Below are 21,729 nucleotides of genomic sequence, written 5' to 3'. Positions count from 1 at the left end.
GCCGCCTATTTGGCGGCGACGCCCTGCGGCAGCACCACCGCCGACCAGTTCTTGCCCGGCACCAGATATTTGGTCGCCAGCGCCTGGATGTCGGCCGGCGTGACGTTGAGCAGATCCTGGCTCATGGTCTGCATCGCCTGCACATAGCGGGGATCATGGGTCGATCCCTCCATCTGCCCCATCCAGAAGGCATTGCCGGTGCTGGCGCGCATCAGCAACTGCCGCATCGGCGCCACCGCCCGTTGCAGTTCGTCGGCGCTGATCGGCGTCTTCGCCAGATCGGCCGCCGTTTCCTTCACGACGCTGTAGAAATAATTGACCCGGTCGGGCCGCACCTGGCTGGTCACCAAGATATAGCCGCCACTGTCATAGGAAAAGGGCCAGCTATTCTGCACGCTGGGCGAATAGGCCGCACCCTCGGTCGAGCGCAGCTTGTCGAACAGCCGGTCATTGAAGATCTGGGTCAGGATTTCGAGCTGGCGCGCCTCCTTCGTCAGCGCAAAGCCGCCCGAAGTCGGCCAGGCCATGACGGCGGCCGCCTGTTCCTTGTCACCGTCATGGCGCAGGATGACCGGCTGGTCGACATGGGCGGGGAAACGCTGCACCTTGTTCGCGGCCGGCACCGGCACGTCCGGGCGGGCCGGCATCGCGCCAAAGGTCGCCGCCACGGCCTGGATCGCCTCTTCGGCCTTCACCTGACCGAAAATCTGGATCTCGATCGGTCCCGAAGCCAGGATCGGCTCCCAGGTCTGGCGGAAGCTTTCGGGCGTCAGCGCGTTGATTTCCGCCTTGGACGGGGTGCGGAACCGCACATCCTTGTCATGCAGCAGCCAGTTGAGGTCGCGCCCCAGCACGCCATCGGGCGCGCGCGACATCGCGTCATAAGCGACCGAGGCGCCGGTCTTCACCCGCGCGATCGGCGCGGGATCCCAGCCCGGCTGGTACAGTTTGGCGGCGAACAGGCGCAACTGGTCCTTGTAATCGGCCGGGCGCGTCACCGCCTGCAATTCGAACGCGTCATCGTCGGTCGAAAACTGCATGCCCATGCGCCGGCCATTTGTCAGGTCGTCCAGTTCCCGCTGGCCCAGCTTGCCGATGCCGCTGGCCACCAGCGCATAATCGCCGGCCCAGCTTGCCACCGGCTTGGTCGGCGAGAAGGCCTGCTGGCCATGACCGAAGCGGACATTGATGCGCACCTTCTCGGTTTCCGCATCATTGGCGAACAGGGTCAGCTTGACGCCATTGGAGAAGGTGATGCTCTCCATGCCCTGCAACCCCACCGGCGTGCGCGACACGACGGTCGCGGGCGCACCGAATTTGGGCAGGTCGTCCATCGTCACCGCCTTGTCGGCCAGGCGGGCATTGGTCGCCGCCTTGACCGGCGCGGCAAGCGCAGCAGCCAGCTTCTGGTCCTGCCCCGCCTCGACCTTGCCGGTGATCAGCATCGCCCGGAACACCCCGGCGGAAAAGAGCCGGCGGGTGCAATCCAGTATCTTCTGCGGCGTCATCGCCGGCTTGCCGGAACGGAAGATGTCGAGCGCGGCCTGCGGGCTGACCGTAGTTTCGCGAATGTCCACCGCGCTCACCAGATCGCTCGCCTGCTTGGCCCCGGCTTCCGTGTCGGCATTTTCGACCTGGATCGCCAGCGCCGTGTCAAGCTGCGCATATTCGCGGTCGATTTCCTGCTGGGTCGGCGGCGCGGCCTTGGCATCCTCGATGATCGCGCGCACATCGGCCAGCGCCTTCTCCCAATTCTCGCCGGTGGGCGTGATGGTGATGAAGGTGCCGTCGGCCGACCGGCTGATATCCTGCTGGTCGACACCCGCCGCCAGGAAGCTGCCCCCTGCCCGTGCCGCCTGCTCCAGCCGCCGGCTGACGATCTGCAGCGCCAGCATGTCGGTCAGCTTGTCCTGATTATAGACGATCGTGTCGGCATGCGGCTTCCACGGACGCAGCCAGGCCATGGTGAGGCCGGTCGGCGAGCCCGGTTCCACCACGACGCGGGTGGCCGGCGCCTTGGGATCCGGCTCGCCGAAATCGGGCTGCTCGGCGCCCTTGCCGCTATCCTGCCAGCTGGCAAAATTATCCTTGAGCAATTGTTCGGCCAGCGCCGGGTCGATATCGCCGGCAATCGCGATCACCGTGTTTTCCGGGCGATACCAGCGCTGGTGGAAGGCTTCGGCCTTGGCCGCGGTCACCGCGTTGAGCGTCGCGACCGTGCCGATCGGCGCATGGTCGGCCAAGGCCTGGCCGGCGAAGAAATGCTGGCGGCTGGCATCGGAAATGCGCATCTGCGGCCCGTCGCTCTCGCGCCGTTCGGCCAGCACCACCGCCCGCTCGGCATCGACCGCGCTGTCGACGATATTGGGGTCGGTCATCATGCCGGCCAGGATTTTCAGGCTTTCGCCAAGGCTCGCCTGATTGGCCTGGGGCAGGTCGAGCGCATAGGTAGTGCCGGTCGGCGTGGTTGCGGCATTGCTGTCGCTGCCGAAGGTTACGCCCAGCCGCTGCCAGATGCGCTTCGACTCGCCATCGGGCACATGGCGCGACCCGCGCATCGACAGATGTTCCATGAAATGGGCATAGCCCTGCTCATCGGGCCGCTCCATCAGCGATCCGGCGTCGATGCGCAGGCGGATCGACACCTGCCCTGGCGGCACGCCGTTGCGGCGGATGGCATAGCGCAGCCCGTTGGACAGCGTGCCGAACCGCCACGCCGTGTCGATCGGCACGTCACTATTTTCGTAGAGCCAGGGGCGGATATCCGCCTGGCTGCCGCCCGGCGCGGCCTTTGCCCCGGCGACCGAAGGATCGGTTCTTGCCGCCAGCGGCAGGGGAGAGCCCGACAGAAGCAGGGCAAGAATGGTGAGCGAAGCGGCCGAACGGCGAGAGGTCAAACGCATAGGCAGGGGAGCCTAACGGCATTTTCCTGAATGACCACTGACAAAGATGGTCACGCCGCGGCATCAGAGCATCGCGCGCAAAAGGGGGAACCGGTCTTGCGCCCCACGCGATGCGACAATGGAAATATGGCGCGCGCAAAATGGCACGCGCCAGAGCGGGTCGCCCCGGACACTCCATGGGGGAGCGCCCGGAACGCCTTAGCCATTAGCCGCGCGGTGCGCCGGTGCGCTGGACCGCGCCCTTGTGCGTGCCGACGGCGCCACCGCCGCCACCGCGACGACGACGGAAATTCTTCTTGGCGCCGGCACCATCGCCTTCGCCACGATGCGCGCCCTCGCCACGATGGCCCCCTTCACCACGGCGAGCCTTGTCGGGCGCGCCGCGCTGGGCCTTCTGCCCTTCCTGATAGCGACGCTGGCCTTCGGCGCGCTTGGCCTGCTGGGCCGGGCTCTGGCTCGGACCCTTGCGCTGCGGCGCGGGCTTGGGAAGGTTGCGCACGGCCTCCAGGAAATTCTCCGGCAGGGGCACGATCTCGGGCTTCACCTTGGTCGCCCGCTCGATCGCCTTCAGATAAGGCCGTTCATCATCCGCCACGAAGCTGATGGCGATGCCGTCCGCGCCGGCACGCGCCGTCCGGCCGATGCGGTGGACATATTGTTCCGGCACATTCGGGATTTCGAAGTTGATGACGTGGGACACGCCCGACACGTCGATGCCGCGCGCGGCGATGTCGGTCGCGACCAGCAGCTTGCAATGGCCGTGGCGGAACGCCTGCAGCGCGGTGGTGCGCTGTGCCTGGCTCTTGTTGCCATGGATCGCGAAGGCCTGGATGCCCGCGCCCTCCAGGAAGCGCACGACGCGGTCGGCGCCATGCTTGGTGCGGGTGAAGATCAGCGCGCGGTCGATCTCCTCGGTCTTCAGCACGATATGCAGCAGCGCCTGCTTCTCCGCCTGGTTGACGAAGGTCAGCTGCTGGCGAACACGCTCGGCCGTGGTCGACTGCGGCGCGACGCTGACCTTGACCGGATCATTGAGGAACTGGCCGGCCAGCGCCTCGATCTCCTTGGGCATGGTGGCCGAGAAGAACAGGTTCTGGCGATCGCGCGGCAACAGCTTGGCGATGCGCTTCAGCGGGTGGATGAAGCCCATGTCCATCATCTGGTCGGCCTCGTCGAGGACGAAGATTTCCGTGTCCTTGATGGTGAAGGCGCGCTGGTCGATCAGGTCGAGCAGGCGGCCGGGGGTGGCGACGACGATGTCGACGCCGGCCGACAGGGCACGGATCTGCTTGTTGACCGGCACGCCGCCGAACACCGTTTCCACCGACAGGCGCAGGAAGCGGCCATAGTCGCGGAAGCTCTGGGCGATCTGGGCGGCCAGCTCGCGGGTCGGCGACAGCACCAGCATGCGACAGCCCTTGATCGGCGTCGGCTTGGGATTGCGCGCGAAATAGTCGAGGCTGGGCAGCGCAAAGGCTGCGGTCTTGCCGGTGCCGGTCTGGGCGATGCCGCACAGGTCGCGGCCTTCCAGCAGGACCGGAATGGCCTTTTGCTGGATCGGCGTCGGCTCGGCATATTTCTTGGCGGTCAGCGCCTTGATGATTGGCTCGGAAAGACCAAGTTCATTGAAATGCATGAGAAACTCACAAGTCGGCCGGGCGCCAACCTGTCTGCGGACGCAGCAAGGGCGCAAGGCGGGTTAGGAAACGACCCGCGTGAATAGGGAAGCCTCAAGCTTGGCGCAGACTGTCATTGGCCGGTTCCCAGGGCCTGTCAGAGCCGGGAACGATCACGCTGCCAATCGCTATCGGGCCCCAAGGGCCATGCTGCGCTGCCGCACATATGGGGCAAATGCCGCTGAAAAGCAAGCGGCCACGGGATTTCGCCCGCGGCCGCCCAACATCATGCCAATCCTTTAAAGACTGACCTTGGCATGCTTGTCGCGCAACTCCGCCCGGACATCGCCGCCGAACATCATCTTGAACACGCCGCCGATCGACAGATCGGCGCGCCAAATTTCCGCCGTGCCAAGATCAAAGCGCAGCATCAGCAGGTTGGGATCCTGCCGTCCGCCCGGATACCAGGCCTCGACCTGCTTCGACCAATAGCGGTCGATCACCGCCTCGTCGGCCTCCGGCACCAGCGTGCCGTTGATGCAGGCGAACAGATAATGATCCTTCGCCGCGAACTGCGCCATGGCCGGCCCGCCGGCGGCCAGCCGATTGTCGCGACTGGTGTAGAACCAGAAGCAATGATCGGCATCCTTGTCCAATTGCGCGGTCATCGGCACGCTGTGCGCATGGGCATCGTGCAACCCCACCATCAGGAACGGGCTGCTCGACAGATCTGTCCAGAAACGTTCGCGAATATCCTTGTCGTCGCTCATCTTTCCATCTCCTTATCTGGGGCTTCACCAAAGGAAATGGCCCGACGCCGCCGAAGTTCCGTTTGACCGCTTGATCTCGCGCGCGCACGTCGCCACATAGCGGCCATGCTGATCGAGACCGAACTCACGCCCAATCCGGCGACCGTCAAATTCCTCCCCGGCCAGGCCGTCATGGGCGCTGCAGGAACCCGCGACTTCGCCAGCCCCGAAGAGGCGGAAGCCTCGCCGCTGGCCGATGCGCTGTTCGGCCTGGGTGACGTGACTGGCGTCTTCTTCGGCGCCGACTTCATTTCGGTGACGATCGCGCCGGGCGCCGAATGGAGCGACGTGAAGCCGGAAATCCTCTCGATCCTGCTCGACCATTTCTCGGCCAACATGCCGCTGTTCGCCGCCGGCACCGCCGCAGGCTTCAGCGTCCCGGCCGAGGAAGAGGCCTTGACCGACGATCCGGAAGATGCCGAGATCGTCGAGCAGATCAAGGATTTGATCGAAACCCGCGTACGCCCGGCCGTGGCCAATGACGGCGGCGACATCATCTATCGCGGCTTCGACAAGGGCACCGTCTATCTGCGCATGCAGGGCGCCTGCGCCGGCTGCCCCTCCTCCTCCGCCACGCTCAAGAACGGCATCGAGCAGCTGCTCAAACATTATGTGCCGGAAGTGACGGAAGTCCGCGCGGTCTGACGCTGCGATGACCGGATTTGGCAAATCGCCCCGGATCGATTAACCGCAGCCATATCCATATCGGCACCGCGGCTTCGGGGGAGTGAATTTGCGCATATTGGTCATCGACACCGCCACACAGGCGCTGTCCGTTGCGCTGCTGGAAGACGGCCAGCCAATCGGCCATTTTCATGAAATCGTCGGCCGCGGCCATGCCGAGGCCCTGCTGCCCGCTATCGCCGCGCTGCCCGATGGCGGGCACGCCGATGCGATCGCGGTCGATGTCGGGCCGGGCAGCTTCACCGGCGTGCGCATCGGCATCGCCGCCGCCCGCGCTTTGGCACTCGCCTGGTCGGTGCCGCTCCATGGCTATAGCGCCTTTTCGCTGATCGCCGCGATGGCGGCGCTCGACCATCGGGACGGCCCGGTCGCCGTCACCATCACCGGCGGTCATGGCGAACTTTTCTGGCAATTGTTCGAGGCCGATGGCCGCACCGCCACGACCCAGCCCGCCTCCACCCCGATCGCCACGCTCGCGACCCAGCTCGACATGGCGCAATTTTACGGCACCGGCGCCGAGGCGCTGGTCACCGCACGCGGCGACGGCACCGCAATAGCCCTCTATCCCGAAGCCGCGCGCTACAGCCTGATCGCGGAGCTTCCGCCGCTTGCCCCCTCCCCGCTCTATGGCCGCGAGGCCGACGCCAAGACGATCGCGGAGCGCGCCGCTTCATGATCCCCGCCGGCCTGACGCTCGACACCTATGACGAGGGCGAGCGCAATGCGCTCGCCGACGCCATGGAAGTGATGACCCGCGCCTTCGACCCGCTGTTCGGCGAGGCCTGGACCCTGCCCCAATTGTCGGGGGTCATGACCATGCCAGGCACCTGGCTGACCGTCGCCCATGTCGATGCGGCCCCGCTCGGCTTCGCCCTGGTCCGTTCGGTGCTGGACGAATGCGAACTGCTGCTGCTGGCGGTCGATCCGCTGTGGCGTGGCCGTGGCATCGGCCGGTCTCTGCTGGGCCACAGCCTGACGCTGGCCCGTCGCCGCGGCATCACGTCGATGAACCTGGAAGTCCGTGCATCGAACATGGCGGTCAAACTTTATGAGACTATTGGTTTCGAATATGTACATCGTCGCCCCGGTTACTATCGGGGCAATGATGGAAAGCTTCATGACGCTTTGAGTTTTCGCATCGACATGCTTGTTTAAGGCAATCTTCTCTTGCGAAGGCAGGCCACAGGGTCTAGCCAAGATATACCGCTCTGAATCCATTTCCTCAGGCGGGTCGCACAATAGAAGCCTTTGCAGGAAACAAGAAAAATGGAAAACGAATCGGCACAGAGCGAACTGCTCGTCACTCTGACCTCCGACATTGTCGCTGCGCACGTCTCGAACAACAGTGTTGCTGTTTCCGACGTCGCAACCCTGATCCAGAATGTTCATGCCGCGCTGACCGGTCTTTCGACCCCGGCACCCGCCCCCGAAGTCAAGCCGGAACCGGCTGTTTCGGTGCGCGCATCGATCAAGCCGGATTACATCATCTGTCTGGAAGACGGTAAGAAGCTGAAGATGCTCAAGCGTCACCTGATGACCCATTATCAGATGACCCCCGAAGATTATCGCGCCAAGTGGGGCCTGCCGGCCGATTACCCGATGGTCGCCCCCAATTATGCCGAACAGCGCCGCTCGCTGGCCAAGAAGATCGGCCTGGGCACCAAGCGCCGCCGGACCCGTGGCAGCAAATAAGCCCCACAACTTCGGCATTTACCTATTGCGAAAGGGGCGCATCGACGATGCGCCCCTTTTCCGTTGGAACAAAAGCGGCTAGGCAATGTCCGACTTTTCCATTTTTGAAGCGAGCCAGCCCCCCGCATGAACCGCAAGATCGACGTCGAAGCCCTTTGCCACGAAAAGGGCCTGCGCATCACCGAACAGCGCCGGGTCATCGCCCAGGTGCTGAGCGACGCGACCGATCACCCCGATGTCGAGGAACTGCACAAGCGCGCGTCCACCATCGATCCGGGCATCTCGATCGCCACCGTGTACCGCACCGTGCGCCTGTTCGAGGAAGCCGGCATTCTGGAGCGCCACGATTTTGGCGACGGCCGCGCCCGCTACGAAGCCGCCCCGGAATCGCATCATGACCATCTGATCGACGTCGAAACCGGCAACGTCATCGAATTCGTCGATCCCGAACTGGAACTGCTACAGAAGCAGATCGCCGAAAAGCTCGGCTTCCGCCTGGTCGACCATCGCATGGAACTGTACGGCGTCGCCCTCGACCGCAAGGACTGACGCCTTGGCGCCACTGCGCCGGGCAGGCCGCATCGCCGCCCTGCTGGGCAGCCTGCTGCTCTGCCTGCCCCCGCACCTCTTGTGGCGCCTGATCCGCCGTCCATCCCCCTGGCCGCGCCGCTTCCTGGGGATGGCGGCCCGCTCGGTCGGCGCCCGCGTCCGGTTGGAAGGTCACCCGGTCGACAGCGACATGTTCCTGATCGCCAATCATGTCAGCTGGATCGACATTCTCGCGCTGGCCGACGCCACCGGCGCAGCCTTCGTCGCCCATGACGGCATTGCCAGCTGGCCGGTGATCGGCTGGCTCGCCGCCCAGAACAACACATTGTTCGTCTCGCGCGAGAAGCGCGGCAGCCTGTCGGGCCAGCTCGATGCGCTGCGCGCCGCGCTCGCCGGTCACCAGCCGGTCGCGCTTTTTCCGGAAGGCACGACCAGCGACGGCAGTGGCCTGCTGCCCTTCAAACCCTCGCTGCTCGCCGTGCTGATGCCGCCGCCGCGCGCGGTGATGATCCAGCCGGTCCATATCGATTATGGCGCGGCCACGGCGGAGATCGCCTGGCATGGCGACGAGCCCGCCGGCGCCAATGCGAAGCGGCAGCTTGAGCGCAAGGGCCGCCTGCCCGTCATCATCCGGTTCCTGGAGCCGTTCGACCCGGCCAGTTGCGCCGATCGCAAGATATTGGCCGCCACCGCGCACCAGCGGATCGCCGCGAGCATTGCCGCGCACCTGCCACCTTCCTCTTCGGGCCAAGCGCCTGTATAGCTGGACGGCATGAATCGTAACGACGCCCCCGAACATAAAGCCGGCAAGGGCCCGGCCACCTTCCAGGTCAAATCCTTCGGCTGCCAGATGAACGTCTATGATGGCGAACGCATGGCCGAAATGCTGGGCGAGCGCGGCATGACCGCTGCTGCCGATGGCGCAGAGGCCGACCTCGTCATCCTCAACACCTGCCACATCCGCGAAAAGGCGGTGGACAAGGTCTATTCCGACATTGGCCGCCTGACCCGCGAGGATGGCACGCGCCCGATGATCGCCGTTGCCGGCTGCGTCGCCCAGGCCGAAGGTGGCGAGATCCAGCGGCGCGCCCGCAATGTCGACATCGTCGTCGGCCCGCAGGCCTATCATCGCCTGCCCGACCTGATCGGCAAGGCGCAGCGTGGCGAGGATGCGGTCGACACCGACATGCCGGCCAATTCCAAGTTCGCCGCCCTGCCCGGCCGCACCAAGCAGGCCCGGCCGACCGCCTTCCTGACGATCATGGAAGGCTGCGACAAATTCTGCACCTATTGCGTCGTGCCCTATACCCGCGGCGCGGAAATCAGCCGCAGCTGGACCGCGATTCTGGACGAGGCCAGGGCGCTGGTCGATGGCGGCGTGCGCGAGATCACCCTGCTGGGTCAGAACGTCAACGCCTGGACCGGCGAGGATGACAAGGGCCGGATGCAGGGCATGGACGGCCTGGCCCGCGAACTGGCGAAGCTGGGCGGGCTGGAGCGTATCCGCTACACCACCAGCCACCCCAATGACATGAGCGACGGCCTGATCGCCGCCCATGGCGACGAGCCCAAGCTGATGCCCTTCCTCCACCTGCCGGTGCAATCGGGCAATGACCGTATCCTCAAGGCCATGAACCGCAGCCACACGGTCGACAGCTATCTGCGCATCATCGAGCGCGTGCGCGAGGCCCGGCCGGACATCGCCCTGTCCGGCGATTTCATCGTCGGCTTCCCCGGCGAAACCGACGCGGAGTTCGAAGATACTCTGAAGATCGTCGACCAGGTGCGCTATGCGCAATGCTATTCCTTCAAATACAGCCCCCGCCCCGGCACCCCGGCGGCGGACATGGATCATCAGATCCCGGCGGCGGTGATGGACGAACGGCTGGCCCGGCTGCAGGCCGCGATCAACCGCCATCAGGTCGATTTCAACAGCGCCACGGTGGGCCGCACCACCAGCATCCTGCTCGAACGCAAGGGCCGCTACCCCGGCCAGCTGATCGGCAAGACGCCCTGGCTGCAATCCGTCCACGTCACCGCGCCCGAATATGGCATTGGCGACATGGTCGATGTCGATATCATCAGCGCCGGCCCGAACAGCCTGGCCGGCGAAATCAGCAGGAGGAAAGCCGCTTGAACCAAAGCCTCGTCATTCCCGCACAGCCGGGAAGCCATCTCCCCGACCCACGGCGCCTGCCGGTCCTTACGAGATGCATGACGAGCCAGGGAGGCTTTTGAATGGGCAAGAAACCGCACCATCCCCGCACCGACATTGCCGAGCGCGCGCGCCTGGAAGTGACGTTCGAGAAGCCGCATCTTCTGGGTGCGCTGTTCGGCCAATATGACCAGAATCTGGTCGCGATCGAGAACCGGCTCGGCGTCTATATCGCCGCGCGCGGCAACAAGCTGCAGATCGAGGGCGAGGCCGAAGCCGCCGCCCGCGCCCGTGACGTGATGACCGGCCTCTACAACCGCATCGTCGCCGGGCAGGAAATCGACAATGGCGCGGTGGAAGCCGTGATCGCCATGTCGGCCGAACCGACGCTGGATGGCATCATCCGCCATGACGTCGCCGAACCGCCCAAGGTGATGATCCGCACCCGCAAGAAGACGATCGTCCCCCGTTCCGCCACGCAGGTCGCCTATATGGAGGCGCTGACCCGGAACGACATCATCTTCGCGCTTGGCCCGGCAGGCACCGGCAAGACCTATCTGGCGGTTGCCCAGGCGGTCAGCCAGCTCATCACCGGCAGCGTCGATCGCCTGATCCTCTCCCGTCCCGCCGTCGAGGCGGGCGAGAAGCTCGGCTTCCTGCCCGGCGACATGAAGGAAAAGGTCGATCCCTATCTGCGGCCGATCTACGACGCGCTGCACGACACGCTGCCGGCCGAACAGGTCGAACGGCGGATCGCCAGCGGCGAGATCGAGATCGCGCCGCTCGCCTTCATGCGCGGTCGGACGCTCGCCAATGCCTTCATCGTGCTGGACGAGGCACAGAACACCACCATCGCCCAGATGAAGATGTTCCTGACCCGCTTTGGCGAAGGCAGCCGCATGGTCATCTGCGGCGATCCCAAGCAGGTCGACCTGCCGCAGCCGGGCATTTCGGGCCTGGCCGACGCGGTCGCGCGGCTGGACGGGGTCGAGGGCATCGCCATGGTCCCCTTCGGCATTGGCGACGTCGTGCGCCATCCGGTGGTCGGCCGCATCGTCCAGGCCTATGAGGGGCCGGATGCCTAAATCTTCACAACGGATCTCAACATTATGATCGAAGTCGCTGTCCTTCATGAAGAAGGCTGGCCCGGCACGGACTGGGAATTTCTCGCGCAACAGGCGGTTTCGGCCGCCATTGCGCACAGTCCCTATGCCGCCTTCGCGACCGACTCCACCCTCTATGAAGTCGCGGTCAAGCTGACCGACGACGATGAGGTGCATCAGCTCAACCGCGCCTATCGCGAGAAGGACAAGCCGACCAACGTCCTGTCCTTCCCGATGGTGCAGGAAGACCTGCTGGAGGTGACGGCCAACACCGACGATGGCGAGGTTCTGCTGGGCGATATCGTGCTGGCCGAGGGGGTCTGCGCCGCCGAAGCCGCGGAAAAGGGCATATCGGTTGCCGACCACGCCACGCATCTGATCGTCCACGGGACTTTTCATTTGCTTGGATATGACCATATGGACGACAATGAAGCCGAGGCGATGGAAGCGCTGGAAATCCGCGCGCTTCTCAGCCTTGGTCTGGCCGATCCCTATGGGGATCGGGACAATGGTTGATCATGCTTATTCGGATCTGGTCTGTCACCGGCTTCGACAATGTTCTGAAACAGGGGAATAGGAAGTAAGATGGCTGAAGGCAGCCCGAAGGATAGCGCCGGTTCCAAGGAAGCGGACAGTAGTAACGAGGGCGGTTTATGGAGCGGCCTGAAGTCGCTCCTGTTCGGCGAGAATGAAGCCCCCAGCCTCCGCAAGGAACTGGAAGAGGCGCTCGACGAATATGATGAGGAAGAGCAGGAAGAGGGCGCGGCCCCGCCTGCCAAGGGCGATCTGTCCGCGATCGAGCGGCAGATGGTCCGCAACCTGCTGCATTTTTCCGAACATACAGTCGACGACGTCGCCCTGCCCCGCGCCGACATCGTCGCGATCGAGGAAAAGGCGAGCTTCGCCGAACTGGCGGAACTGTTCGCCGAGGCCGGTCATAGCCGCATCCCGGTCTATCGCGAGACGCTCGATACGATCGTCGGCATGGTCCATATCCGCGATGCCTTCGCCATCCTCGCCGGCAAGGCGCCGGTGCCCGACACCCTGGCGCCGCTGATCCGCCAGCCGCTCTATGTGCCCGAAAGCATGGGCGCGCTCGACCTGCTCGCCGAAATGCGCGCCAAGCGCACCCATCTGGCCATCGTGCTCGACGAATATTCGGGCACCGAAGGGCTGCTGACCTTCGAGGATCTGGTCGAGGAAATCGTCGGCGAGGTCGAGGACGAGCATGACGACGCGCCCGAAGCGATGCTGGTGCCGTTGGAAGGCGGCATGTGGGATGCCGACGCCCGCGCCGAACTGGACGACGTCGCCGAGGAAATCGACCCGCGTCTGGGCGAGATCGAGGAAGATGTCGATACGCTGGGCGGTCTCGCCTTCGTGCTCGCCGGCCGCGTCCCCGAACCGGGCGAGATCATCCCGCACGAACAGAGCGGCTGGAAACTGGAAATCCTGGCCAGCGACGGCCGCCGCGTCACCCGCCTGCGACTCCACCCGCCGGTCGAACAGGAACTGGAAGCGGAAGAGGCCTGAGGGTAAAGCCTTCGCTATAGTAGTGATATTCAGTAGCGAGCAGATGTTACACAATTCCTCTCCCGTTAACGGGAGAGGAAGGGCCCCGCGTCGAAGGCGTGGGAGGGTGAGGAGTTTCTGAAGTAAGCAGCCCTGATCCAACTTCGCCTAGCCGGCTTTGCCGGCAAGGCTTCATATCCTTCTCCCGCTGACGGGAGAAGGGAAATTCGAAATGGTTGTTGCTTTCCCTGCCTTTCGCCCTTGCGAGTGTAGCGAGACAATCCAGTTCGCTGCCATTCAGCCTTCGTCTTTCCCATCGCAAAATGTTAACGGGGCATATCTAGGGCGTATCAATACCCATTCGAACGGCGAGCATGCGCAGCGAGCGATCTTCTTTCAGGCACCATCCTTATGCCGACATGGCGGTCGCCCCGCCATGGTCGCGTCTCGAACGGATAATGTTTCTTGCCGTCTGCCTCGCGACTTTGTTCTTCGCGATCCTGACGCCCCCTTTCCAGGCGCCGGACGAGAACCAGCATTATATGAAGGCGCTGGCCCTGTCGCAGGGCCATGTGGTGACGCAAATCCAGGGCGACCGGATCGGCGCGGAACTGCCGCGCGCGGCGGTCGATCTTCATGCCGTCGATTTCCCGACCGAACCGGACGGCAAACGCCACCGCTATGACAAGGCGATGATCGACCGGGCCTGGTCCGCCGACGCTGCTCGCCCCGGCACGCGCTTTGCCGAATTTCCCAATGTCGCCAGCTATGCGCCGACCCTCTATGCCCCTGGCGCCGTCGGCCTCGCGATAGGCGACGCGCTCGGCCTGCCGCGCATCGGCGCCTTCTATGCCGGCCGCATCGTCAATGCGCTGACCGCATTGCTAATGCTCGCCGCCGCGCTGCGCCTCATCCCATTTGGCCGGATGGCGCTGCTCGGCACCGCGCTGCTGCCGACCTTCTGCTATCAGATCGGCTCGCTCTCGCCCGATGCGGTCATCAACGGCCTCGGCTTTCTCGGCCTCGCCCTGGCACTGCGGATCGGCTTCATGGCGCCGGACCGCGCCAGTACCGCCGCCACGCTGGTCACCGCGCCGCTACTGGCGCTGGCCAAGGGCGTCTATCTACCGCTGATGGCCGCCGGACTGCGTTGGCCAAGCCGCGCCAGCCTGTCGCGCAACGCCCTGATCCTCGGCGCGATGCTGCTGGGGGCTGTCATCTTCGCTGTCTGGATGAAGGCGAACGGCGGCAGCCAGGCGCTCTACCACATCACCTCGCGCAAGACCGGGGAGAGCGTGCTGACCGCGCCGCTGGCCCAGCAACTCGCCGTGATCCTGGCCGATCCGGCCGGCTATGGCCGGATCCTCGTCTCCAGCATCGTCGAGCGGGCACCAGTCTATGCGCTGCAAATCGTCGGCCGCTTCGGCTGGAACGCGATCCTGCTGCCGCTGCTCGCCTACCCGCTCGCCCTGCTGATGCTGGGCAGCGCGGTGCTGAGCGGATCGGGCGCGCGCGCTTCGGCCTCGGCCAGCGGCTATGGTGGCTGGCGATCGCGCTCGGAACCGCGCTGCTGATCGAAACCGCCATGTATCTCACCGGCACGCCGCTCGGCGCCGATTATGTCCAGGGGACGCAGGGCCGCTATTTTCTGCCACTGCTGCCGCTCGTGCTGCTGGCGCTGATGCCGGCCAATCCGTTGCGCGGCGCTCGCCTTCTCTGCGCCGGCGCGGGCTTGGCCCTGCTCATCATCGCGATGCTCAGCGCCTGGGACAGTTTCTGGGTCCATGGCTTCGTCACCGCCGACGGCATGCCGCCGCACAGCAGCATCGGCCGGGCCTTACTGCTGCCCTCGCCGCGCTGGTAGCCAGACCGCGCACAGCATAAGCCAGCCCAGCCCCTCAATCCATCCGGCCATCACGTCGCTTGGCCAATGCACGCCCAGCCATACCCGGCTGACGCCGATCAGTGCGATCATCGCCCCGCCCGCACCATAGGCCCAGCGCCGCCCGGCCAGCATCGCCAGCGCACCAAAGAACATCATGTTCCCCGCCGCATGGCCGCTGGGAAAGCTATAGCTATGCACGATGTCGAGATGCGGCAGCAGGTCGGGCCGGGGCGCGGCGAAGATCTGCTTGAGGATGAGGTTGAGCAGCGTGCCGCCAATCTCCACCCCCGCAAACCACGAGGCCGCCGCACGCCGCCCGGTAAAGACCAGCGCGCCCAGCACGACCAGCGACAGGATGATGCGGATCGCCGTGCCGCCGATTGCCGAGGCGAGCCGCATGACCATGGTCACATGCCCGCCCAGCGCCGTCTCGCGCCCCTGCCCGGCCCAGCCCATCAGGCCTATATTCAGATCGTCAAGCAGCCCATTGCGCTGCGCCAGCGCGATTCCCAGCACGCAAAAAAGCGCGAGGATGAACATCCCCGCGCCCTTTTTCAGCATCTGCTGCCGATCAGATATGGAGCGCACGCCCATAAGCGGCGAGCACGCTTTCATGCATCGATTCCGAAATGGTCGGGTGCGGGAACACCGTCTGCATCAGTTCGGCCTCGGTGGTCTCCAGCGTCTTGCCGATGGTATAGCCCTGGATCATCTCGGTCACTTCCGCGCCGATCATGTGGGCACCCAGCAATTCGCCGGTCTTGGCATCGAACACGGTCTTGGTGAAGCCCTCGGCCTCGCCCAGCGCGATCGCCTTGCCGTTGCCGATGAAGGGGAACATGCCGACCTTCACGTCATAGCCCGCTTCCTTGGCCTTGGCTTCGGTCAGGCCGACCGATGCGATCTGCGGGTGGCAATAGGTGCAACCCGGAATGTTGCGCACGTCCATCGCATGCGGGTGGACATCCTTGTTGCCCAGCGCCTGCGCGATCGCCTCGACCGTGGTGACGGCTTCATGGCTCGCCTTGTGGGCCAGCCATGGCGGCGCGGTGACGTCGCCGATCGCCCAGATGCCGTCGACATTGGTGCGGCCATAGGGGTCGGTCTTGATGTGGAAGCGCTGGTCGGGCTCGACGCCGACTTCTTCCAGGCCGATATTCTCGACATTAGGGACGATGCCGATCGCCACGATGACATGGCTATATTCGGCGGTGATGTCCTTGCCGGCCTTGTCCTTGATGGTCGCGGTCACGGCCTTGTCGGTCGCGGCGATCTTCTCGATCTTGGCGCCGGTCAGGATGGTCATGCCCTGCTTCTTGACCGCCTTTTCGAGGAAGGCCGAGACATCGGCATCCTCGACCGGCACGATCCTGTCCATCATCTCGACCACGGTCACGTCAGCGCCCATGTCATTGTAGAAGCTGGCGAACTCGATACCGATCGCGCCCGAACCAATGACCAGCAGCTTGGTCGGCATTTCCGGCGGGGTCATGGCATGGCGATAGGTCCACACGCGCTTGCCGTCGGCTTTCAGCTGCGGCAGATCGCGGGCGCGGGCGCCGGTCGCGACGATGATATGCTTGGCGGTCAGTTCTTCGCTCTTGCCGTCCTTGGTGACGGTCAGCTTGCCCTTTCCGGTCAGCTTGCCATCGCCCATGTGGACGGTGATCTTGTTCTTCTTCATCAGGTGCGTGACGCCCTGATTGAGTTGCTTGGCGACGCCGCGCGAGCGCTTCACCACCGCCTCGATGTCGGCGCTGATCTTCTCGGCAACCAGGCCATAATCCTTGGCATGCTGCATATAATGGAAGATTTCGGCCGAACGCAGCAGCGCCTTGGTCGGAATGCAGCCCCAGTTGAGGCAGATGCCGCCCAGATTTTCGCGTTCCACGATCGCGGTCTTGAGGCCCAGTTGCGCCGCCCGGATGGCGGCAACATAGCCGCCCGGGCCGGAGCCGAGGACGATCAGGTCATAGGTATCAGCCATGGTCTCTCTCGCTATTCGATATCTTGGTCAGGCCGCGCCCTTATTGAGCAGGCAGCGGCGGCACGGAACGGGGCTGGCGATCCTCACCGATCGCCACGAAGGTGAAGGTCGCCTGGGTCACGCGATAGGATCGATCGTCGTGACGGGCACGGCGCCACGCCTCGACATCGATCTTCATCGATGTGCGGCCGACCGACTTGAGCGTCGCGAACACCGACACCTCATCGCCGACGATGACCGGACGGTGGAAGGTCATGCCCTCCACCGCGATCGTCACCGCACGGCCATGGCTGTAGCGTGCCGCAACCGAACCCGCAGCCGAATCCATCAGGCTCATCAGCCAGCCGCCGAAAATATCCCCATGGGGATTGGTATCGGCCGGCATGGCGATGACGCGCACCGCCGGGCTATGCTCCGGCGGCTGCTCGTCGATCTTCGCCATCAGGCCAGCATGCCCAGCGGATTTTCGATGAGTTCGCGGAAGGCCTTCATCAGACGGGCGCCGTCGGCACCGTCGATCGCGCGATGATCGAAGCTGCCGGTCGCCGACATGACGGTCGCGATCTGCAGCGAGTCATCGACCACGAAGGGACGCTTCTCGCCCGCGCCGATCGCCATGATCATGCCCTGCGGCGGGTTGATGACGGCTTCGAACTGCTTGATGCCGAACATGCCCATGTTCGACAGCGACGCGGTGCCGCCCTGATATTCGCTCGGCTGCAGCTTGCCGGCCTTGGCGCGATCGGCCAGGTCCTTCATCTCGTTCGAGATCGCAGCCACGCCCTTGATATCGGCGCCGGTGACGATCGGGGTAATCAAGCCACCGGGGATCGACACCGCCACCGAAATGTCGGCGCGCTTGAACTGCAGCATCTGGTCGCCGGCGAACTGCACGTTACACTCGGGCACCTGCATCAGGGCCACGCCCAGCGCCTTGATCAGCAGGTCATTGACCGACAGCTTGACGCCACGGCCCGACAGGCCGGCGTTCAGCTCGCCGCGCAGCTTCAGCAGCTTGTCGAGCTGAATATCCACGGTCAGGTAGATGTGCGGCACCTGCTGCTTGGACTCGGTCAGGCGGCGCGCGATCGTCTTGCGCATGCCATTGAGCTTGATGACTTCGTGCGGGATGCCAAAATCCTGCGCGGCGGCGGCCACCGGTGCCGGGGCAGCGGCGGGTGCAGCAGCGGCCGGGGCGGCAGCCGGCGCAGCGGCCTTGGCCGGCGCAGCAGCGGCGCCATCCAGGTCGGCCTTGACGATGCGGCCATTGGGACCCGAACCGGCGACAGCGGCCAGATCAACACCCTTGGCTTCGGCCAGACGACGGGCCAGCGGGCTCGCCTTCACGCGGCCTTCCGCCGGAGCGGCGGCGGCCTTCGCCGGCACCGGATCAGCCTTGGCGGCGGGAGCGGCGACTTCGGCCTTTGCCGGCACCGCATCAGCCTTGGGCGCGGGGGCAGCGCCACCGCTGGCGGCCGCTTCGGCGACATCCTCGCCCTCTTCGGCGATGATCGCGATGACGGTGCCGACCTTCACGCCCTCGGCGCCTTCCGACACCAGAATCTTGGCGACGGTGCCTTCATCGACGGCCTCGAATTCCATGGTGGCCTTGTCGGTCTCGATCTCGGCGAGAAGGTCGCCGGACGATACCTTGTCCCCTTCCTTGACCAGCCACTTGGCCAGCGTGCCCTCCTCCATGGTGGGGGACAGGGCAGGCATCTGGATCGTCTTGCTCATGCGTTCGGGGCCTCTTCTTGATTATCTGGCACGCGCCGTTTCGGAGCCCGTTTTCACCCTTTGGCCGGAACGGTCAAGGCCACGCCTTGCGCAAGGGCCCATAATGCCCCACATTTCACCTCGTTGGTTCGTCGGGGCAGTTTTGACGGGCCGGCAAGGCCGATTTTTGTTTCTCGGGGATATCGAACAATGCGGACATATCTGGTGGTCGTGGACGAATCGCCCGAAGCGGAAACCGCGCTGCGCTTCGCCGCACGCCGCGCCGCCAAGACAGCCGGGACGATCCGCATCCTGGCCCTCATCCCGCCGTCCGAATTCGTCCAGTGGGGCGGCGTCCAGGCGACGATGGAGGATGAGGCGCTGCAACGGGCCGAAGCGCTTGTGACCAGTGCCGCCGGCACGCTGACCGACGAATCCGGCATCCGCCCCAGCATCACCGTGCGCCAGGGCGATCCCGTCGCGGTCGTGCGCAAGACGCTGGAGGAAATGGACGATGTCGCCGCCCTCGTGCTGGGCGCCGCCGCCAGCGGCCCGCCCGGTGCCCTGGTATCCCACTTCACCGGATCGGACGCGGGCAAGATGCCCTGCCCGATCATGATCATCCCCGGCGGCCTCGACAGCGACGCGATCGACCGGCTGAGTTGAACCAGAGCCTCAAGGCTTCTCCGCAGCGAAATGCGTCGTGCCGGCGCGTGCGTCCGCGGCGCCCCATCAAGCGCAGACCTCTCGCCGCTGCCGGCAATATCATGATGCCGCACGGTTGCCGCCAGCGCGGCATCCGACAATCGCGCAAGGGGAGAATAGCGCGCATCTAAGACCAGGCACGATCAAAACACCGCATTACGATCTTCTTCATCGCATCAATGCGGAAACAGACCAGAAATCATTGCCGCAACCATTTTTCATCCAAAATTATATTTCCGCATCACCATTTCAACTCAGCCCAAACAGAAACTGAACTTCTTATGGCCTGAAAATATACTGGAAGACGCGCATCGTGTTTAACGCGATCTTCAACCTTGCACGACAAGTTTGCGGCAATTGATCTCGTCATTGCGGAAGAACTTCCTCCATGAGCTTTGTTGCGCCGTCCAGTCTCGGTCCTCTCGCCAGCGCCTATCCGCTGTCACCGACCATGCTGCAGCATAGCCTGACGGACCATCCGCTGCTCTCGTTCGAAGCCCTGGCAAAAGCCAGCATCGACCTGCCACCGCAATTTGTCGAACGCCGGATCGGCAATGCCCCCAATGGCGGCGAATTCGCGATGGATCGCTCCGACGACGCCAATGTCGCCACCGTCATTCGCTCGATCCAGACCAGCGGCAACTGGATCATGCTCCGCTTCGTCGAGCAACTGCCCGCCTATCGCGAGTTGCTGGCCAGGCTGATGGACCAGATCGGCCCCGCAATTTCTCCAGCGACCGGTCCGGGGCTGACGGTGCGGGGGTTCATCTTCATTTCCGCGCCGGGAACGCTCACCCCGTTTCACTTCGATTGCGAATATAATATCCTCTTCCAGATCGCGGGCGACAAACAGTTCGCGACCTATCGCCCGATGGCACCATGGCTGCCGATCGACCGGCACGAAGCCTATTATGGTGGTGGCGACAATATGCTGCCCTGGAACGACGCCTATGAAGCGGATGCCGACATCCACCCCATGCAGCCGGGCGACGGCCTGTTCATCCCCTATGCCTCGCCCCATTGGGTCAGGGCGGGCGCGGAGCCATCCATTTCGCTGTCGATCACTTGGCAGAGCCAGTGGAGCCAGGCGCTGGGCGATGCCATGCAGATCAATCCGCTGCTGCGGCGATGGGGCTTGCCCACCGGCGACGTGCCGATATGGCCCAAGGCCGCCAAATGGCGCTCGATCGAGTGCCGCGTGGCGCGCAAGGCCGGTCTGTTATGAGCCACCTTCCCGCCTCCGGCAGTTTCCAACCGGACGCCAGCCATGCCTGGCCGATGTCGGACGCCGACCAACCCGCCGTCCGCATCCTGCGCCATGCCGATCTGACAGCCGATGATCGCGCGCAATGGGCAGCCCTGTCGGCACTGGCCGGGGCCGCCAATGTCTTCGCGCAGGACTGGTTCATGGACGCCGCCCTGAGCCACGCGCCTGATGGCGCTGACGTGTTACTGGCCGTCGTGGCGCCCATCGATGGACCATGGCTGGGCGTCATGCCGCTGATCGCTGCACCACGTTTCGGCCGGTGGCCCGTTCGCCTCTGGCGCAACTGGTCGGCGACCAACCAATTCCTGGGCACGCCGCTGGTCATCGCGCAGTCCGCCGACCTGTTCTGGAAGAGCCTGTTCGCCTTCCTGGACCAGCGCTCAGGCGGGGAGATCATGCTGCATGTCTCCGGACTGGATGCCGACGATCCGGTCAGTATCGCCCTGTTCGACCGCTGCGAACGGGAAAGGCGAGCATTCCACAGCATCCATTGCCATGATCGTCCAGCCTATCGCGCCGGCAAGGAAGGGGAAGGCCGCGGCGACGCGAAAATGCGGAGCCGACTGCGCAGCCTGTCGAGGCGGCTGGAACAGGACCATGGCCCGGTCACGATCGACATTCTGGCGCCGGACGCGCCATGCACAGCCTGGATCGACGCGTTTCTGGACCTTGAGGCATCGGGCTGGAAAGGCCGTAGCGGCAGCGCATTGGCAAGCGACGGCGCGACCCAGGCCCTGTTTTGCGAAGTGATAGAACGCGGTCATGCGAACGGCAGCGCCCGCCTCGCCACCCTGTCGGTCGGGGGCCGCGCGATCGCCATGTCGAGCTGGTTTGAAGCCGCCATCTGGGGCCATGGCTTCAAGATGGCGTTCGACGAGGATTATCGCGCTTATGCGCCGGGCCAGCTTCTGATGCGCGACATCAGGGATCGCATCGGGGCCCGCCCCGGCATGTCCTTCGACAGTTGCGTCCCACGCGGCGCCGGGCACTGCCATCGACTTTGGGGCAGCAACCGGAAGATTGTCGATGGCGCCGTCGCGATCGGCTCTCCCTGGCATCATGTCCAGTTCGACGCCCTGATGAAGGCGAGAGCCGCCTATGCGGCGATCAAGGCCCGTTTTCCCGATCGACCGGCGACCTGACGCC

The 21,729-nt window shown here is 64.7% G+C and carries 20 protein-coding genes and 1 pseudogene; 14 read left to right on the top strand and 7 right to left on the bottom strand.

The window, feature by feature from the left end:
* Nucleotides 1-5 precede the first annotated feature (5 nt).
* The 3 genes from AC0KVN_RS21460 to AC0KVN_RS21450 form a co-directional block, all read right to left on the bottom strand.
* Nucleotides 6-2,903, bottom strand: a complete 2,898-nt coding sequence (locus AC0KVN_RS21460) for a M16 family metallopeptidase (RefSeq protein ID WP_435567947.1) — start codon at nucleotides 2,901-2,903, stop codon at nucleotides 6-8.
* 205 nt (nucleotides 2,904-3,108) lie between these two features.
* Nucleotides 3,109-4,539 carry a DEAD/DEAH box helicase gene (locus tag AC0KVN_RS21455; protein ID WP_004207589.1) on the bottom strand — a complete coding sequence of 477 codons (1,431 nt, stop codon included), beginning with the start codon at nucleotides 4,537-4,539 and terminating at the stop codon, nucleotides 3,109-3,111.
* Between the two features lie 279 nt (nucleotides 4,540-4,818).
* The gene (locus tag AC0KVN_RS21450) at nucleotides 4,819-5,289 is read right to left on the bottom strand and encodes a pyridoxamine 5'-phosphate oxidase family protein (RefSeq protein ID WP_435567948.1); all 471 of its coding nucleotides are present in this window, start codon (nucleotides 5,287-5,289) and stop codon (nucleotides 4,819-4,821) included.
* A 105-nt stretch (nucleotides 5,290-5,394) separates the two neighbouring features.
* Between AC0KVN_RS21450 and AC0KVN_RS21445 the strand changes: the two genes are divergently transcribed.
* From AC0KVN_RS21445 to AC0KVN_RS21395, 11 genes and pseudogenes are all read left to right on the top strand, one after another.
* Complete coding sequence (locus AC0KVN_RS21445; protein WP_435567949.1) at nucleotides 5,395-5,973, top strand: NifU family protein; 579 nt, start codon at nucleotides 5,395-5,397, stop codon at nucleotides 5,971-5,973.
* A gap of 88 nt (nucleotides 5,974-6,061) precedes the next feature.
* Nucleotides 6,062-6,688 (top strand): tRNA (adenosine(37)-N6)-threonylcarbamoyltransferase complex dimerization subunit type 1 TsaB, encoded by a 627-nt coding sequence (gene tsaB / locus AC0KVN_RS21440; protein ID WP_201450259.1) that lies wholly within the window; start codon nucleotides 6,062-6,064, stop codon nucleotides 6,686-6,688.
* A complete protein-coding gene (locus AC0KVN_RS21435) occupies nucleotides 6,685-7,167 on the top strand; it encodes a GNAT family N-acetyltransferase (RefSeq protein ID WP_004207594.1) in 483 nt (160 codons plus the stop codon). The genes tsaB and AC0KVN_RS21435 overlap by 4 nt, the downstream gene beginning before the upstream one ends.
* A 111-nt stretch (nucleotides 7,168-7,278) precedes the next feature.
* A complete protein-coding gene (locus tag AC0KVN_RS21430) occupies nucleotides 7,279-7,704 on the top strand; it encodes a Ros/MucR family transcriptional regulator (protein WP_069337769.1) in 426 nt (141 codons plus the stop codon).
* A gap of 126 nt (nucleotides 7,705-7,830) precedes the next feature.
* The gene (locus AC0KVN_RS21425; RefSeq protein WP_004207596.1) at nucleotides 7,831-8,253 is read left to right on the top strand and encodes a Fur family transcriptional regulator; all 423 of its coding nucleotides are present in this window, start codon (nucleotides 7,831-7,833) and stop codon (nucleotides 8,251-8,253) included.
* Between the two features lie 4 nt (nucleotides 8,254-8,257).
* Nucleotides 8,258-9,016: a lysophospholipid acyltransferase family protein gene (locus AC0KVN_RS21420; protein ID WP_435567950.1), complete on the top strand. Its 759-nt coding sequence runs from the start codon at nucleotides 8,258-8,260 to the stop codon at nucleotides 9,014-9,016.
* Nucleotides 9,017-9,025: 9 nt separating this feature from the next.
* Entirely contained in the window at nucleotides 9,026-10,390 is a 1,365-nt protein-coding gene (miaB, locus tag AC0KVN_RS21415; protein WP_483656379.1) for a tRNA (N6-isopentenyl adenosine(37)-C2)-methylthiotransferase MiaB, read from the top strand.
* A 101-nt stretch (nucleotides 10,391-10,491) separates the two neighbouring features.
* Nucleotides 10,492-11,493 carry a PhoH family protein gene (locus AC0KVN_RS21410; protein WP_010336027.1) on the top strand — a complete coding sequence of 334 codons (1,002 nt, stop codon included), beginning with the start codon at nucleotides 10,492-10,494 and terminating at the stop codon, nucleotides 11,491-11,493.
* A 24-nt stretch (nucleotides 11,494-11,517) separates the two neighbouring features.
* The gene (ybeY, locus tag AC0KVN_RS21405; protein ID WP_010336026.1) at nucleotides 11,518-12,027 is read left to right on the top strand and encodes an rRNA maturation RNase YbeY; all 510 of its coding nucleotides are present in this window, start codon (nucleotides 11,518-11,520) and stop codon (nucleotides 12,025-12,027) included.
* 69 nt (nucleotides 12,028-12,096) lie between these two features.
* Nucleotides 12,097-13,044, top strand: coding sequence for a hemolysin family protein (locus AC0KVN_RS21400; RefSeq protein ID WP_017503267.1), 948 nt, complete (start codon nucleotides 12,097-12,099; stop codon nucleotides 13,042-13,044).
* A 398-nt stretch (nucleotides 13,045-13,442) separates the two neighbouring features.
* A pseudogene (locus tag AC0KVN_RS21395) lies at nucleotides 13,443-14,887 on the top strand (DUF2142 domain-containing protein).
* Here AC0KVN_RS21395 and AC0KVN_RS21390 read toward each other — a convergent pair.
* Genes AC0KVN_RS21390 through AC0KVN_RS21375 form a run of 4 tightly spaced genes read right to left on the bottom strand, consistent with a single transcriptional unit; the run spans nucleotide 14,861 to nucleotide 18,632 of the window.
* Nucleotides 14,861-15,502, bottom strand: a complete 642-nt coding sequence (locus tag AC0KVN_RS21390; RefSeq protein ID WP_435567952.1) for a phosphatase PAP2 family protein — start codon at nucleotides 15,500-15,502, stop codon at nucleotides 14,861-14,863. The pseudogene AC0KVN_RS21395 and the gene AC0KVN_RS21390 overlap by 27 nt on opposite strands.
* A complete protein-coding gene (gene lpdA / locus AC0KVN_RS21385) occupies nucleotides 15,480-16,895 on the bottom strand; it encodes a dihydrolipoyl dehydrogenase (RefSeq protein WP_435567953.1) in 1,416 nt (471 codons plus the stop codon). Before lpdA ends, AC0KVN_RS21390 begins: the two co-directional genes overlap by 23 nt.
* Nucleotides 16,896-16,935: 40 nt before the next feature.
* On the bottom strand, nucleotides 16,936-17,337 hold the full coding sequence (locus tag AC0KVN_RS21380; RefSeq protein WP_004207606.1) for an acyl-CoA thioesterase: 402 nt from the start codon (nucleotides 17,335-17,337) through the stop codon (nucleotides 16,936-16,938).
* Nucleotides 17,337-18,632: a pyruvate dehydrogenase complex dihydrolipoamide acetyltransferase gene (locus tag AC0KVN_RS21375; RefSeq protein WP_435567954.1), complete on the bottom strand. Its 1,296-nt coding sequence runs from the start codon at nucleotides 18,630-18,632 to the stop codon at nucleotides 17,337-17,339. The genes AC0KVN_RS21380 and AC0KVN_RS21375 overlap by 1 nt, the downstream gene beginning before the upstream one ends.
* 189 nt (nucleotides 18,633-18,821) lie before the next feature.
* On the opposite strand from AC0KVN_RS21375, the gene AC0KVN_RS21370 reads away from it, so the two are divergent.
* From AC0KVN_RS21370 to AC0KVN_RS21360, 3 genes are all read left to right on the top strand, one after another.
* The gene (locus tag AC0KVN_RS21370; RefSeq protein WP_004207608.1) at nucleotides 18,822-19,277 is read left to right on the top strand and encodes a universal stress protein; all 456 of its coding nucleotides are present in this window, start codon (nucleotides 18,822-18,824) and stop codon (nucleotides 19,275-19,277) included.
* Nucleotides 19,278-19,704: 427 nt separating this feature from the next.
* Complete coding sequence (locus AC0KVN_RS21365) at nucleotides 19,705-20,541, top strand: transcription factor jumonji, JmjC (RefSeq protein ID WP_435567955.1); 837 nt, start codon at nucleotides 19,705-19,707, stop codon at nucleotides 20,539-20,541.
* Complete coding sequence (locus tag AC0KVN_RS21360; protein WP_435567956.1) at nucleotides 20,538-21,725, top strand: GNAT family N-acetyltransferase; 1,188 nt, start codon at nucleotides 20,538-20,540, stop codon at nucleotides 21,723-21,725. The genes AC0KVN_RS21365 and AC0KVN_RS21360 overlap by 4 nt, the downstream gene beginning before the upstream one ends.
* The last annotated feature ends 4 nt before the right edge of the window (nucleotides 21,726-21,729 follow it).

The sequence above is a fragment of the Sphingobium sp. SG1 genome, assembly GCF_057063145.1.
The sequence above is the reverse complement of the archived record's forward strand: the minus strand, read 5'-3'. Positions and strand labels throughout refer to the sequence as shown.